This window comes from Vibrio sp. 704 (assembly GCF_033339295.1).
Map to the genome: position 1 here is coordinate 1 of NZ_JAWOUH010000826.1, position 562 is coordinate 562.

At 46.1% G+C, this 562-nt stretch carries 1 protein-coding gene; it reads right to left on the reverse strand.

From position 1 onward, the window contains the following. A partial coding sequence (locus tag R7R24_RS29350) for an alpha/beta fold hydrolase (protein WP_318120544.1) occupies positions 1 to 413 on the reverse strand: 413 nt, incomplete at its 3' end. Positions 414 to 562: the final 149 nt, after the last annotated feature.

The following is a 562-nucleotide window of genomic DNA, read 5'->3' on the forward strand; positions in this document are numbered from 1 at the left end:
TTGTCGTTGTGCAATCTTGACTGTATCTCTGACTCTGTTTGAAGCCCGAAGTTTCCCCCTTCCACAATCGCGCCGACAATATTGAGATCTGAGAAGCACTCACCAGCAAGACCGTGCATTGCGATTCTTCCACCCATTGAGTAGCCAATCAAAATAAGTGGTTGTTGCGGAGGAAATAATAAAGATAGTGTGGAATTAAGAAGTTTGCAGCAATCATCGAGATCGTTGCACTTTGTAAACTGGCTGCGACCATGACCAGGAAGGTCGATAACGACTCGTTCAAACTGAGTCAGCTCATCCAAACAAGCTTGCCAATCAGCACCACTTCCTAAAAGACCATGCAAAAACACCAGAGTGGGAAGAGCACCACTTTGGTGTTTTTCAGTTGGAGAGAGACGCTCAGAGTGAAGCATGCAGGCTCTTATTAAATGCCTTTATCAACTCTGCGGCTTGGCTTGGTGGGGTTTGAACTTCCACCAGCATTGTGCCTTGGCCGCTCGACAAGTGCTCGGCAACCACTGCTTGATACATTTCTAATGTAGTTGGCTTTTCATACTTTAAG